We start from the raw sequence: 13918 nt of genomic DNA, 5'->3' as shown, positions 1-13918 counted from the left end.
GATCTCAGAGGATCTCGACGTACCCTTCGGCGCCGTTCACCCGGATGCGCTGGCCGTCCTTGATCCGCCGGGTGGCGTCCTCCACGCCGACGACCGCGGGCAGCCCGTACTCGCGGGCCACCACGGCGCCGTGCGTCATCACCCCGCCGACCTCCATGACGACCCCCTTGACCGAGACGAACAGCGGCGACCAGCTCGGATCGGTGAAGACGGTGACGAGGATGTCGCCGTCCTCAAGGTCGGCCTCGGCCATGCTGCGGATGACCCGCGCCCGGCCCTCCACGACTCCCGACGAAACGGCGATGCCCGCCAGCGCCCCCTCCGGCAGGGCGCCCGGCTCGTACGCGCCGGAGATCACCTCGCCCTCCGAGGTGATCACCCGCGGCGGAGTCAGCCTCTGGTAGGTCTCGTGTTCCTCCCGCCGCCGCGTGATGACCGAGTAGTCCAGTTCGCCGGTGTTGACCACCTTCCTGAACTCCTCGATGAACAGGAAGTACACGTCCTCGGGCTCCTTGACGACCCCGCGTGCGACCAGCCCGGCGGCCTCCTTCATCAGCGCCCGCTTGTAGATCTCGTACCGCAGAAGGAGCGCGTGCTTGGAGTACTCGCGGTAGCCGATGAAGTGGCGGATCAGGCTCATCTTCCTGGCCGCCCTCCTGGCCTTGCCCGCGCCGCCGGGCAGCTCGCGGAGGCGGGCGAGCAGGTCGTTCATGGCGCGTTCGGCCTCGGCGCGGCCCTGTTCGGCCTTGCGGCGGCGTTCCCCGGGCGGGAAGTTCCTGATGTCGCTGAGGATGAGCGGCACGAGCAGCGTCGGGTCCTCGCTCCACCGGGTCCTGGTGAGGTCGATGTCACCGGCGCAGTGCATCCCGTACGTGTCCAGGTAGCCGCGGACGGCGTCACCCACGGCCGCCCCGCCCGCGCACGCGGCCAGTCCCTCGTAGAAGGTGTCGCACCGGGCGGTCTCCAGGTAGCGCAGCACGTCGGGATGCTCGCGGACGGCGTCGGCGACGTCGAGCAGGTCGAGCCCCATGGCGGCCACGACGTTGTGGTCGGCGGACTGGGCGATCGCGTCGGCGGCGTTCTTTTCACCCAGCCAGGTCTCCATGTGCTTGTTGACCCAGTTCACCGACTGGATGCCGAGGAAGGCCGCCGCCACGCTGCGCGGGTCGAAGGTGAGCTCGGCGAGCACGTCGTGGTCGTCTATGATGCAGGCGAACAGTTCGTCGCCCGACTTGCCGGCGATCTCGCTCCGCAGCCGCTCCACCGTCGCCTCGGTGCGCGCGATCAGGTCCGGCACGACGCCGGGGTCGTCCTCGTGGGCGAGCCTGAGATAGTGACGCACGATCGGCAGCACGCCGCCCTCGCCGAAGTCCAGCATCGAGGTCTTGCCGCGCGCCAGCCCGGCGGCGAACTCCTTGCGCCTCAGCACGGCCCGCAGCGCGTTGGCCATCAGCACGTCGACCTGGTCGAGACTCTTGAGCGTGGCGGGTCTGGCCCAGACCGAGGTGAGCTCGGCTGAGACGTCCTTGTAGAAGCGGTTGCCGGCCACGGCGCCCGCCGTACGGCCCAGCTTGTCGTGCAGGAGCGAGAAGAACGACAGGCCCAGTGGGGCGAAGGCGTCGGTCATCATCTGCCGGTGCCCGTAGGAGACGTACACGTGGTTCTTGCCGTCGTGCGCCGGCGGCACGGGATAGAGCGTGGTGATGGGGCGGCTCTGCAGGATGTGGAAAGCGCCGTCGTACAGCGCCCACTCGATGTCCTGGGGGCGGCCGAAGTGCGCCTCGATCTCCCTCCCCAGTCTCTCCAGCAGCAGGATCTGCTCGTCGCCGAGTTTCTGCGCGGTCTGCCGCGCGGGCTCGACGGGAAGCTCCTCGGTGCCGCCCGACGGCAGAGCGCGCAGCTCCTTCGTCTGGGCGGCGATCTTCCTGTCGATGATCCGCCCCGCCCTGACCCGGTAGTTGTCGGCGTTGACCAGCCCGGAGACGAAGGCCTCACCGAGGCCGAACCCGGCGTCGATGGAGACCACCGTGCGGTTGGCCGAGACCGGGTCGGCGGTGAACAGGATGCCCGACGCCTCGGGGAAGACCATCTGCTGGACGACCACGGAAAGCCGTACGGCGCGATGGTCGAAGCCGTTCTGGATGCGGTAGGCCACCGCCCGGTCGGTGAACAGCGACGCCCAGCACCGCCGCACGCTGTCGATCACCGCCTCGGCGCCCCGTACGTTGAGGTACGTGTCCTGCTGGCCCGCGAAGGAGCTGGACGGCAGGTCCTCGGCGGTGGCGCTGGACCTGACCGCGCAGGCTACGTCCGCGCCGCCCATGTCGCCGAGGTTGCGCTCGATGTCGCGCCGGATCTCGTCGGGCACGGTCAGGCCCTCGACGGCGGCGCGCAGCCGGGCGCAGGCGGCGGCGATGCCCGCCCGGTCGTCGGCCCGCAGCCCGGCCAGCCCGCCGATCAGCGAGCTGACCGACGCGTCGCGTTCCACGACCTGCTCGTACGCGTCGGTGGTGACGCAGAAGCCGCGCGGCACGCGGACGCCCCGGATCGCGGACAGCTCGCCGAGGTTGGCCCCCTTCCCGCCGACCAGGGGCAGTCGTGTCTCATCGATGTCGTGGAGCCCGAGCACATAGGCACTCATGGCGGATCCTGTCTCTCACCCGATGTTTCAATACAGTACAGTACTGTATTGAAATCAGGGGTCGCCGACAGGGGAAGGACGCCACCTTGACTCCCAAGATCTGCCTGGTCACCGGTGCCTCGTCCGGCATCGGCCGCGCCACCGCACTGGAGCTGCGCCGGGCCGGCCACATCGTGTACGGCGCAGCCCGCCGGGTGGACCGGATGGCGGAACTGCGTCAGGCGGGCGGTTACGCTCTGGCGATGGACGTCACCAGGGAGGACGATCTGGGCCGCGTCGTGGACGCCGTCCTGGACGAGCAGCACCGGATCGACGTGCTGGTCAACAACGCCGGAGCCGGTCTGCACGGCGCCGTCGAGGACGTGCCCGTCGAACGGGCCCGTCACCTGTTCGAGGTCAACCTCTTCGGCCCGGCCCGGCTCACCCAGCTCGTCCTGCCGCACATGCGTGAACGGCGCTCAGGCACGATCGTCAACGTCTCCTCGATCGCCGGTGAGATCTCGCTGCCGCTCGTCGCCTGGTACCACGCCTCCAAGCACGCCCTGGAGACCTACTCCGACTCGCTGCGCCAGGAGTGCCGGTCCTTCGGCGTCCACGTGGTGGTCGTACAGCCGGGCGTCATCAGGACGGAGTTCGAACAGGACACGCCACGCGAGTTGCGCGAGACCTCCGGTCACGGGGCCTACGGCGCGCTGGCCGAGTCGATGGCGAGCCGGGCCGAGGGCAACACCAGGGGTTCCGCCCCCGCCGTGGTCGCCAGGACCATCAGGAGCGCCGTCGAATCACCCAGGCCGAAACCGCGCTACCCGGTCGGCTACCTGGCCGGGACACTCCTGGCCCTGAACCGGATCCTGCCCGACCGCGCGTTCGACGCGCTGGTCACCAAGGCCGGATAGCGCCGCCGTGACACGACCTCGACGACTCCCACCGGGGCGGCCGCGCAGCCAGGAGGTGGACGCGGCGGTTCTCGCGGCGGCTCTCGACCTCTTCATCGAACGTGGCGCGGGCGGAACCAGCATCGAGCAGGTCGCCCAGCGCGCCGGCGTCACGCGGGCCACCATCTACCGGCGGTTCCCCGACAAGACGGCCCTGCTGATCCAGGCCATCGAGTCGGTGCACCACGATCACGACCCCGGCGCCCTCGACTGGCCCGACATCGAGCACATGCTCGGCAACTGGGCGACCTACCTGAGCAACCCGCGCAACCGGCGCATGCTGCGGCGGCTGTACGGCGCCGTGGACGACCACCCCGAACTGCTGCGCGCGTACCGCGACTCCCACGGCGGACGGCGCGCGGCGGCCGAGCACGCCGCGCTGAGCCGCTCGCGTGAGCGCGGGCAGCTTCCCGGCGACTGCGACCTGAACGCCGTCCAGCAGCTGCTCAACGGCGCGGTGCTGCACCACCTGGGTTCCTACCCGGCCACCGAGAGCGCCGACGCCGTCAAGGCCTACTTCGTGACCATCCTGCGGCAGGTCGGCTACCGGGAAGGCGCGGACGCCGTCGGCTGACCGGCGAGGCGGGATGAGCCGTGTCACACACCGCCCTGGGCGCTCGTCCTATCACCAGAGCGAGCACAGGAAAGGGACACAACATGACGAACGGCTACAGCAGGCAGGCCAGGACCTTCGTCCAGGTGGCCGTGGTGGTCGGCGCGCTGACGATGCTGGTCTTCGGCGTGTGGATGCGCATCGACCCGGCGGGCTTCGCGGTCTTCGCCCGGTTCCCCAATCACGTGCACTTCCTGCACGACGCCGGGGTCTTCCAGATCGGCATCGGACTGATGATGCTGAGCGCGCTGGTGTGGCATGACGTGCTGTCGATCGTGCTGGTCGGGTTCTTCGTCGCCAACACGCTGCACGCGGTGAACCACGCGGCCGACCTGGACCTTGGCGGCAGTCCGGACAACTGGTGGCAGCTCGGCCTCGTCTCACTGCTGACGCTGGCCGGTCTCGTGGTGCACCGCAGGCAGCTCAGCCGCCGGACACGGGCCCATGCGTAGCCGGGTCAGGACCGGTCCGCTCCGGTGGAACTCGACCTTGAGGACACCGGGAACGGCCGTGTCGACTGAGATGTCACACGACCGGCGACGGGTTCGTCCTATGTGGGAAAGGCAGGCAACCGGGGGAGTCGGGGGACGGAAGTGGCGGACGACATCGTGGACGAGCGGACGACGGTCTTCGCCGCGAACCGCAACCTGCTGTTCGCGGCGGCGTACGACATTCTCGGCAGCGTCACCGACGCCGAGGACGTCGTGCAGGACACGTGGCTGAGCTGGGAGAGGGTCGACCACGCGGCGATCGAGCATCCGCGCGCGTACCTGATGCGCATCGTCGTGCACCGGGCGGTCGACCAGCTCCGCAAGGCGCGCAGGCTGCGCGAGGACTACATCGGCCCGTGGCTGCCGGAACCGCTGTGGACCGAGGAGGGCGCCGACGGCCGGGAGGAACGCCGTGATGGTGTCGCGCTTGGTCTGCTGGTCGTTCTGGAGACGCTGTCGCCGCTCGAACGGGCCGCGTTCGTTCTCAGGGAGGCCTTCGCCTACGAGTACGACGAGATCGCCGGAATTCTCGACAGGACGCCCACCGCGGTGCGTCAGCTCGTGCACCGGGCGCGGGGGCACGTCCACGCGCGGCGACCCCGCTTCACCGCCGACCGGCGCGACGCCCAGGTGGCGGCGGAGCGGTTCGTGAACGCGGCCGTCGGAGGCAGTGTGACCGATCTCCTCGACGTACTGGCGCCCGAGGTCACGCTGTGGAACGACGGAGGTGGCCGGGTCCGCGCCGCGTTGCGGCCGGTGCACGGCGCCGACAAGGTGGCCCGCCTGCTGGCCGCCGTCGGGCCCCGCTATGCGGGGTGCGAGGTCCGCTGGGCGTTCCCCGGTGGCACGCCGACCGCCCTGATCGTCGCCGGTGACCGGCCGGTCGCGGTCGTCACCGTCGAGGCGGACTCCTCCGGAGGCCGGGTACGCGCCATCTACGGCATGGCGAACCCGGAAAAGCTTGCTCACCTGTCGCAGCACAACTGACGAACGAAGGGACATGCGAATGCCGAAGGTCCTGGAAGACTTCATCCCGCAGCCGTTGGGCTCCGAACGCCACGAGTTGCACATCCGGCAGCGGCCGGAAACGGTCTGGGCCGCGTTGAACACGCTGTCGCCCGGTGAGCTTCCGCTGGTGCGGCTGCTCATGAGCGTCCGCTCGCTCTCGGCGACAGGGGCGAACGAGGCGCCGACGATGATCGGCACGATGCTCAGCCGGGGCTGGTTCGAGCTGGCCAGCGAGTCGCAGCGGTATGTCGTGCTCGGCTCGATCAGTCAGTTCTGGCGTCTGCGGTCGGCGGAGTTCCGCCGCAGTTGCCCGACCGGCCAGTTCCGCGACTATGACGTGCCCGGCTTCGCCAAGTCGGCGTCCGTCTTCGAGCTGATCCCGACTGAGCATGGCACCCTGCTCCGCACCGAGACGCGGGTCACCGCCGGGTCGGTGGACACCCGGCGCAGGATGCTGGCCTACTGGCGGCTCATCCGGCCCTTCAGCGGGGTCATCCGCCGCGTCATGCTGCACGCCATCGCCAGGAAGGCGGCCTCCTACGGCTGATCGTCGTGGGCGTCCGCGGCGGACCGCCGTGGCGCTGTGGGGTGCCCGCGCCTCGCAGGCGGCGACCTTCGGCTCCGACCACGACGGGAAACCGGGCCCGTTCCGGGAGCGGACCCGGAGGAACAGGCGCACACTGAACTTGCTCAGGACTTTTCCGTTCCGTCCGCAGATGGAAACCCGAGGAGGATCATGTCCGGCAAAATCCGGACCGCCGCCCTGGCGGTCGCCGTGTCCCTCACCATCGTCCCCGCCGGCGCGACCACGGCCTTCGCCGCCGCCGCCAAGCCCAACCTTCGTGCCTGCTACGACGGTAACTGCAAGATCTCCATCACCAGGAAGGTCTCGTTCCGGATCGACCCCGGCTTCGGCATCACCAAGCTGACCCTGTCCTTCAACGCCGGCGGCGTCCATGTGAAGTCCAGCGGGCCGGGTGTGAGCGGCTCGGCGTACTTCAGCGGAAGCGGCTCGGTCACGGTCAACGGCATCACCGTCCAGGCCCTCTCGCTGTCCAGCAGAAAGGCGGTGCTGCGGCTGACGACGAGCTGAGCCGAAGGGGTCACGGCCCTCGCGCCTCATCTCGTGCGGGTCTGCCCGACCCTTGTGACGAAGGCAGGCGCGGCGAGGTCAGTCGCGCGGACGGTGGACGACCTTGTCCGTCGAGCGACCGGGATGGACGACGAGCAGGTGCTCCTCCAGCGGCGCTTCGGGGTCGTTCTCGTCCCACGGCAGCGTGCGGGCGTAGATTCGCAGGCGGTAGTGGCCCGGGCCGGCGACGGCCAGGTCCGGCAGCGGCCTGGCCGCACCGCCATCGCCGCCCTCGGGGTACGTCGGCACGACCAGGCGGCCGCTGCGGCTGGCGATGCCCACCTCGACCACCTGGTCCCAGCCGGTGAGCCGGAGCGGCGGGGCGCGGTCGAACGCCTTGACCGTCAAGCACATCGCCGCGTCCCCTCTGGTCACGATGGCGGCGCTGCTGCCCACGACGTCGACGAAGCCGTCCTCGACGGCGTCGAAGATGTCGGCGACCTCGTCGCCGTCGCCGTAGATGTCCCCGGGATCGCCTGCGCTGTCGTCACGGTCGTCGAAGACGGCGTAGCCGCCGCCTTCGGGCAGCATGTACGCGGCCGTGCCCTGCCGTCTGGCCCGCGTCCCGGGCCACGGGTCGTCGCACCGGGCGTTGGCCTCGGCCTTCCACCTGGCCTCCTGCAGGTCACGCTCTGCCTGACGGCGGTGCGCATCGGCGGTCTGCCGGGCGACGATGCCGGGGCACAGGTACTCCAGAGCCGCGGTCAGCTCGATGGCGTCCGCCGTACCACCGGCCCGCTCGTGCAGCGCGTTCCGTTCCCGGTCGCCGGGCAGCGCGCACAGCTGAGCGCCGTGGGCGAGGACGCGCTGGTCGGCCAGCCGTTCGGGGAACATCGCGTTCGCCGCGAAGGTCTCGTTCCTGGCCAGGCAGAGGAACGACCGCCGCCGCTCCTCGGGCCCGAGGGCGGTCGCGGGCCGGAGCCGGTCGCGGCAGCCCTCGTCCGCGACCGTGTAGGTGAGCCGGGCGTCCTCCTCGGCGCCGACGACCGCAGCCGGCAGCGCGAGCACGAAGGCGGCGGCGATCAGCCGCGGCGTCCGGCCGGTTCCCGGCGCCGGGACGCCCTGTCCGGGCGCGGCGAGCTCGTGCGCGGTGCGCGCCGCCCACACGACGAGCAGCCCGTCGAGCGCGTGCACCGCGAGCGACAGGCCGTCGAACGCCACCCGTCCGATCTGGAGCAGCGAGTAGACCTGCGGGACCAGCAGGGCGGTCCAGCCGATGCCGACCGTGACGGCGCTGAACCGTCTGTCGCGTCTCTGCCCGGCGATGATCATCACCTTGCAGCCGAGGGCCGCCATCGCCACCAGGAACGACGCCGTCAACGGGATCTCGGAGAACGGCCGCAGCGCCGCGGCCAGCACCCCGGTCAGACCGAGCCCGAGGGCGATGACCCGGAACCGGGCCGACACCCCGGCCAGGGCCCGCACCAGCAGGAACATGGTGGCGGCCCACACGGCCCAGCGCGCGACGTACTCCGCGACGCCGGACACCTCGTCGAGGAGTTCCCAGAGCAGCAGGTCGCCGGCCACGTCCGTGTAGAGCAGGCGCCGCAGCCACACCACATCACGCGGCAGCGCCCCGGCACGTGGCAAGGCCGGGCCGCGCAGGATCTGCCACAGCGCCCACGCGTTGAGCACGCCGATCGCCGCGGGCAGGAGCCGCGCCCCGTCGTCCCACGGCCAGAGACTCGCCGTCGCGACGAGGGCGAACCACCGCCCGCCGTCGTACCCGGCGGCGACGGCGGCGGCGGTCAGGTAGAGCGCGACGGCGACGGCGGCCGGACGCCCGAAGCGGTGGCGGGCGACGGCGGCCTGGAGTAAGGCTACGATGCGGATGATCTTATTGGACCGCCCAGGTCGGTCGGCCCCGGTGAAACCGGACAGCGGCCACCCGTCGGTGCGACAACCCCGACGCCGGGATACACGGCCCGAGCACGGTGCGCGGCTCCGCGGGCCGTTCCTGGGGCAGATCAAGAACGGTTGGCGAGATCCCGTCTGGTCGCCTGATCGGGCGGGATCTCCTCGTTTCCGAGGGCCTGGGAACGCTCCACGGTCTTGAGTATGGCCACGGTGTGGAGGTATGGGGCAGGTGGCGTGCAAACCAGCGTATGGATGAGGCACTGCCCCTACCGTCACAAGGCATGCAGACAGTGGATGTACTGGTCGTGGGTGCGGGGCTGGCCGGCTTGAGCACGGCCCGCCTGCTCGCGGGACGGGGCCTGAGCGTGATGGTGGTCGACCGTCGCAGGTCGCTGTCGACGGGCGTCCGCACGACAGGGATCTTCGTGCGCCGCACCCTCGACGACTTCGACGTGCCGGATCGTCTGCTCGGGCCAGGTGTCCGGGACGTGCTGCTGTATCCGCCGTCGCGGCGGGCACCGATCCGGCTCACCAGCGACCGGGACGAGTACCGCGTGGCCGACATGGCGGCCGTCTACGAACACGCGCGCCGCGCGGCGGAGTCGGCCGGGGCACGAGTCCTTCTGGGCGTACGGTATGTCGGCACGACGATGGGGTTCGTACGGTTCGCGGGCGCGGAACCGGTGACGACCCGGTTCGTCGTCGGCGCGGACGGCGCCCGCTCCCGGGTGGCCCGTGATCTCGGTCTTGATGTCAACCGGCGCTTCCTCGTCGGCGCCGAGATCGTCCACCCGATCGCGTCGGGCACGACCACCCCGGCGTTCCACTGCGTGCTGGACCCGCGGATCGCCCCGGGGTACCTGGGGTGGGTCATCGACGACGGCCGACACGCGCATGTCGGCGTCGCGGGATATCCGAACGCGATGCGCACCGGCATCCGCCACCTGCTGGACGCCTTCGCCGCGGACGCGCCCGGCGGCACACCGTCGGCCGGGCCGGTTGAGCGCCGAGGTGGTCCGATCCCGGTCGGCGGTGTGCTGCGACGGTTGGCGTGTCCCGCCGGGCTGCTCGTCGGAGACGCGGCGGGCGCGGTTTCGCCGCTGACGGCCGGTGGGCTGGACCCCTGTCTCCGCATGTCCGAGCTGGCCGCTGCGGTCATCGCCGGGTACCTGCGTACCGGCGACCAGCGTGTGCTGAGCCGGTACGACGGAGACGCTTTGCGGACCCGGTTCCGCGGCCGGCTGCTGCTGCGCCGCGTGTTCGCCGGTATTCGATCCCCTGCCGCGGCGGAGGCGGCGGTGACCGCGCTACGCGGTCGTGCCGGCCGCGCCCTGGCGGCACGGATCCTGTTCGGCGACGGTTCGTTTCCCGAAGTCGACCCACGTCTCACGGACCTGGCGATCGGCCGCCCTCACCGGTGACACCGGCGTCTCGCGCGTAGGACTTCGGGCGCCCCTCGACCGGGTCGGCCAGAAGGTCCCTGAAGGTCCCTGGAGATCACGGTCAGGTACCGCCCCGCTCCGCGTACGGCGGAACGGGGCGACACCCCCGGACGGCTCGGCCGCAGCGGTGGCGAAGCCGGGCCGGTCATCTCCGGCCGGTCTCCTCGACGGACTTGAGTACGGCGTCGGCGATCGAACGTGGGTCGACGCCGAAGTGCTCGCGTACGGACTCCCGGGTGCCGGAGAGGCCGAACCCGTCAGTGCCGAGGGAGGTCCACGGCCGGTCGATCCACGGGCTGATCTGATCCGGCACGGCGCGCATCCAGTCACTGACCGCGATCACCGGACCCTCGGTCCCGGCCAGGGCCTGCCGGAGGTAGGGCACTCCGGTGGAGGTCATCGCGTCGCGGCGCAGTTCGCTCCACGAGGTGACCGACCAGACGTCGACGCCCACGCCGTACTCCTCCTGGAGCAGCCGTTGCGCGGCCAGCGCCCAGTGGATCGCCGTGCCGCTGGCGAGCAGATGGGCCTGGCCGCCGCCGGAGGAGTAGCGGTAGATGCCCCTGAGGATTCCCTCGCGCACGCCTTCGGGCATCGCGGGCTGGGGGAGCGGCTCGTTGTAGAGGGTGAGGTAGTAGAAGACGTCCTCGCCGTCGGGCCCGTACATGCGCCGGAGCCCTTCGCGCACGATCTCCGCGACCTCATAGCCGAAAGCGGGGTCGTAGGCCAGACACGCGGGGTTGGCGGAGGCGAGCAACTGGGAGTGCCCGTCGGCGTGCTGCAGCCCTTCGCCGGTCATCGTGGTCCGTCCCGCGGTGGCGCCGATCAGGAACCCACGGCCGAGCTGGTCGGCCAGCGCCCACATCTGGTCGCCGGTCCGCTGCCAGCCGAACATCGAGTAGAAGATGTAGAACGGGATCATGGCCTCGCCGTGGGTGGCGTAGCTGGAGGCGGCGGCCGTGAACGACGCCATCGATCCGGCCTCGGTGATGCCCTCGATCAGGAGCTGGCCGTCGACCGCCTCCTGGTAGGACAGCAGCAGGTCCCGGTCGACCGACTCGTAGCGCTGGCCCAGCGGCGAGTAGATCTTGGCGGTGGGGAACAGCGACTCCATGCCGAAGGTCCTGGCCTCGTCGGGCACGATGGGCACCCAGCGGCGCCCGGTCTCCGGCTCCTTCATGAGGTCCTTGACCAGGCGGACGAAGGCCATCGTGGTGGCCACCGGCTGCTTGGACCCCTTCTCCAGGGACTGGAACGGCCGCTCGGCCGGCGCAGGCAGCGGCTGGTGGGAGACGGTTCGGTTGGGGATGGGCCCGCCCAGGGCGCGGCGGCGCTCGGCCACGTAGCGGACCTCGGGCGAGTCGGACCCGGGGTGCAGGTACGGCGGCAGGTCCGCGTCGAGTGCCTCGTCCGGCACCGGCAGCCCGAGCCGGTCGCGTAGCGCGCGGAACTCGTCCCGGGTGAGTTTCTTCATCTGGTGGTTGGCGTTGCGCGCCTCCACACCGGCCCCGAGCGTCCACCCCTTGACGGTCTGCACGAGGATCACCGTCGGCGCGCCGCGGTGGTCGAGGGCCCGGCGGTAGGCGGCGTGCACCTTGCGCGGCTCGTGGCCGGCCCGTGAGCCGCCGACGATGCGCCGCAGGTCCTCGTCGGAGTACGGCACGTCCAGCCCGTGGAACAGGTGTTGCCTGATGTAGGCCCCGGTCGAGGTGGCGAAGGTCTGGAACTGCCCGTCCGGCATCTCGCCCAGGCGGGACACCAGTTCATCGGAACCGAGCAGCCCGTCCCATTCGGCGCCCCACAGCGCCTTGACGACGTGCCAGCCCGCGCCCCTGAAGACGCCTTCGAGTTCCTGCACGATGCGGGTGTTGCCGCGCACCGGCCCGTCGAGCCGCTGCAGGTTGCAGTTGATCACGAAGGTCAGGTTGTCCAGCCCTTCGCGGGCGGCCAGGGTGATGGCCGCCGTGGACTCCGGCTCGTCCATCTCGCCGTCGCCGAGGAAGGCCCATACGTGGCTGAGCGAGGTGTCCTTGATGCCGCGGTTGTGCAGGTAGCGGTTGAACCTGGCCTGGTAGATCGCGTTGAGCGGCCCCAGGCCCATGGACACCGTGGGGAACTGCCAGAACCCGCGCATGCTCCGCGGATGCGGGTACGACGGCAGCCCGCCCTCGGGCTCGCGCCGGAACAGGTCGAGCTGACCCTCGGTCAGCCGTCCCTCCAGGAACGCGCGGGCGTAGATGCCCGGGGACGCGTGGCCCTGGAAGTAGACCTGGTCATGGCCGCCGTGGAAGAAGTGGTTGAACCCGACCTCGTACAGCCAGGCGGCCGAGGCATAGGTGGCCAGGTGGCCCCCGAGACCGAGTCGGCTACCCCTGGTGATCATCGCCGCCGCGTTCCACCGGTCGTAGGCCGCGATCCGCTCCTCCAGTTCGAGGTCACCGGGGTAGCCGGGCTCCTCCGACGTCGGCACGGTGTTGATGTACCGGCTGCTCGTGGCCAGCCGCTTCAGCAGGTATTCGGCCCGTTCGGGGCCTGCCGCCCGGCGGACCGCCTCCAGCGACTCCAGCCATTCCGCGGTCTCCTGCGGGTCAATGTCCTTCTCCATACCACCATTAAACACCCTATGATCGATCATAGGATGTTTCCATCCGTCATTATGGGACTGTGAAACCTGTCATGCGACTCCCGCTTCGTGATCAGATCCGGCAGGCCGTACTCGACGGCCTGATCAGCGGTCGGTGGGAGCCCGGCGACCGCGTCGTGGAACGGCACATGGCGGCGGAACTGGGCGTCAGCCAGGCTCCGGTACGTGAGGCGCTGCGCGAGCTGGAGGCGCTCCGGCTCATCGAGTCGTCGCCGCACAAGGGCGCGCGGGTCCGCCGGATCACCGCGACCGACCTGCGCGAGATCTACGAGGTGCGGGCGGGCCTGGAGGAGACGGCCGTGCGGCTGCGGCACCCGTCCGTCGAGGCGCTGCGGGTCCACCACGCAGGCCTGCGACAGGCCGCGGCCGCCTCCTCCGTGGCCGACCAGGTACGCCACGGCGTCGCGTTCCACCGCGAGATCGTCAAGGCCTCGGGCAACGACGTGCTCCTGGCGGTGTGGGAGTCACTCGGCATCGAGGTGTGGACGCACCTGTCGATACGGCTGTTCCGGATGCGGCTCTGCGAGAACACCGCCGACCACGAGCCGCTCATGGCGGCGTTCGAGCGCGGGGACCCCGACGCGGGGGCCCTGCTTCGCGACCACATCCTCGGCTACGCCCCGCTCAACTGAGCGCACCCGGTCTCCACGCCGGGCACGGCCGCCACGGCCCGGCGGACCCGCTCCTGCCAGGCCAGGCCGCCGATGGCGCTGGTGGCGTGACTGAAGTCCTACCAGCGGCCGAAGGTCCAGGACGTTCCGGCGGCGGTGGTCGGGCATGTGCGTGGCGCGCTGGGGCTGGCCGAAGAGGTGGAGCTGCAGCGGGCGGTGCCGATGTCGGCCAGTTGATGTCGCGCGTTCGTCCGCGAGCGGTTGGGCGTGGGGTAGGACGCGCCCCAGGTCCGGTGGATCGCCGAGGAAGCGATCCGCGAGGCGGTGCAGTCCAAGGACGACCCGGCCGATCTGATCAACGTGGCGCTGGAGGAACTGATCCGGCGGAGGTGTGAGCTGCCGGGTTGCACCACGCTGGACGTGATGGCCGCTGGGCCCGGCCGTAGTGGCTAAGCGCCTATCCAGAAGTTCTGCGCGTAACCAGGTGTGAGATCGCCGGGGCATAAGGGCGTTGACACGGGCCTCGCCGGGGGTTGGATCGAGG

12 protein-coding genes are annotated in these 13918 nt (G+C 70.7%); 9 read left to right on the top strand and 3 right to left on the bottom strand.

Going from position 1 to position 13918, the window contains the following annotated elements; genetic code table 11:
- Positions 1-4: 4 nt before the first annotated feature.
- Positions 5-2641 carry a rifamycin-inactivating phosphotransferase gene (gene rph / locus ACIBVQ_RS39550; RefSeq protein ID WP_399184024.1) on the bottom strand — a complete coding sequence of 879 codons (2637 nt, stop codon included), beginning with the start codon at positions 2639-2641 and terminating at the stop codon, positions 5-7.
- Positions 2642-2727: 86 nt separating this feature from the next.
- Between rph and ACIBVQ_RS39545 the strand changes: the two genes are divergently transcribed.
- The 6 genes from ACIBVQ_RS39545 to ACIBVQ_RS39520 all read left to right on the top strand — a co-directional run bounded on the left by ACIBVQ_RS39545 (position 2728) and on the right by ACIBVQ_RS39520 (position 6781).
- Positions 2728-3537: an oxidoreductase gene (locus ACIBVQ_RS39545; RefSeq protein ID WP_399184022.1), complete on the top strand. Its 810-nt coding sequence runs from the start codon at positions 2728-2730 to the stop codon at positions 3535-3537.
- A gap of 55 nt (positions 3538-3592) precedes the next feature.
- Positions 3593-4150, top strand: a complete 558-nt coding sequence (locus tag ACIBVQ_RS39540; RefSeq protein ID WP_362785393.1) for a TetR/AcrR family transcriptional regulator — start codon at positions 3593-3595, stop codon at positions 4148-4150.
- A gap of 83 nt (positions 4151-4233) precedes the next feature.
- The gene (locus ACIBVQ_RS39535; protein ID WP_362912803.1) at positions 4234-4641 is read left to right on the top strand and encodes a hypothetical protein; all 408 of its coding nucleotides are present in this window, start codon (positions 4234-4236) and stop codon (positions 4639-4641) included.
- Between the two features lie 141 nt (positions 4642-4782).
- Positions 4783-5667, top strand: coding sequence for an RNA polymerase sigma factor SigJ (gene sigJ, locus ACIBVQ_RS39530; protein WP_399184020.1), 885 nt, complete (start codon positions 4783-4785; stop codon positions 5665-5667).
- A gap of 19 nt (positions 5668-5686) precedes the next feature.
- Positions 5687-6235 (top strand): hypothetical protein, encoded by a 549-nt coding sequence (locus ACIBVQ_RS39525; protein ID WP_399184018.1) that lies wholly within the window; start codon positions 5687-5689, stop codon positions 6233-6235.
- 189 nt (positions 6236-6424) lie between these two features.
- The gene (locus ACIBVQ_RS39520; protein ID WP_399184016.1) at positions 6425-6781 is read left to right on the top strand and encodes a hypothetical protein; all 357 of its coding nucleotides are present in this window, start codon (positions 6425-6427) and stop codon (positions 6779-6781) included.
- 78 nt (positions 6782-6859) lie between these two features.
- On the opposite strand, the gene ACIBVQ_RS39515 is transcribed toward ACIBVQ_RS39520, so the two are convergent.
- The gene (locus ACIBVQ_RS39515; RefSeq protein WP_399184014.1) at positions 6860-8791 is read right to left on the bottom strand and encodes a hypothetical protein; all 1932 of its coding nucleotides are present in this window, start codon (positions 8789-8791) and stop codon (positions 6860-6862) included.
- A 167-nt stretch (positions 8792-8958) separates the two neighbouring features.
- On the opposite strand from ACIBVQ_RS39515, the gene ACIBVQ_RS39510 reads away from it, so the two are divergent.
- On the top strand, positions 8959-10098 hold the full coding sequence (locus tag ACIBVQ_RS39510; protein WP_399184012.1) for an FAD-dependent oxidoreductase: 1140 nt from the start codon (positions 8959-8961) through the stop codon (positions 10096-10098).
- 166 nt (positions 10099-10264) lie between these two features.
- On the opposite strand, the gene aceE is transcribed toward ACIBVQ_RS39510, so the two are convergent.
- Positions 10265-12724 carry a pyruvate dehydrogenase (acetyl-transferring), homodimeric type gene (gene aceE / locus ACIBVQ_RS39505; RefSeq protein WP_399184010.1) on the bottom strand — a complete coding sequence of 820 codons (2460 nt, stop codon included), beginning with the start codon at positions 12722-12724 and terminating at the stop codon, positions 10265-10267.
- Positions 12725-12795: 71 nt separating this feature from the next.
- On the opposite strand from aceE, the gene ACIBVQ_RS39500 reads away from it, so the two are divergent.
- Entirely contained in the window at positions 12796-13395 is a 600-nt protein-coding gene (locus tag ACIBVQ_RS39500; protein WP_352012133.1) for a GntR family transcriptional regulator, read from the top strand.
- A 276-nt stretch (positions 13396-13671) separates the two neighbouring features.
- Positions 13672-13827 carry a DUF4158 domain-containing protein gene (locus ACIBVQ_RS39495; protein WP_399184076.1) on the top strand — a complete coding sequence of 52 codons (156 nt, stop codon included), beginning with the start codon at positions 13672-13674 and terminating at the stop codon, positions 13825-13827.
- Positions 13828-13918: the final 91 nt, after the last annotated feature.

Origin of the sequence: Streptosporangium sp. NPDC049376 (assembly GCF_044466505.1) — a bacterium.
In the GTDB taxonomy this organism is placed as follows: Bacteria; Actinomycetota; Actinomycetes; order Streptosporangiales; family Streptosporangiaceae; genus Streptosporangium.
The sequence above is the reverse complement of the archived record's forward strand: the minus strand, read 5'-3'. Positions and strand labels throughout refer to the sequence as shown.